Consider the following 231-nt stretch of genomic DNA (forward strand, 5'->3'; position numbering starts at 1 on the left):
GGCCGCGAGCCGGCCGATCGGCCCGGCCCCGCCCGTGAACGCCCGCCGAGCGGCTGCGCCCCAGCGGCCGAAGGCACCCGTGAACCCCTCGTGGAGGATGGGCTCCTCGATCAGCCGGGGGCTCAGGTCGGCGATCAGGGCGGTCAGCAGCAGGATCGCGCCGGCAGCCACGGGCTCGGCCCACCCGGGGGCGTCCACGGGCACCATCCCCCCCCGGGTCACGAGCAGCGG

General features: G+C 78.4%; 1 pseudogene. It reads right to left on the reverse strand.

Going from position 1 to position 231, the window contains the following annotated elements:
- Nucleotides 1-198 (reverse strand): annotated as a pseudogene (locus KVS67_RS13555) (hypothetical protein); the annotation flags it as partial.
- Nucleotides 199-231 lie beyond the last annotated feature (33 nt).

The organism is Micrococcus sp. GbtcB5 (assembly GCF_019091605.1).
GTDB lineage: Bacteria > Actinomycetota > Actinomycetes > Actinomycetales > Micrococcaceae > Micrococcus > Micrococcus luteus.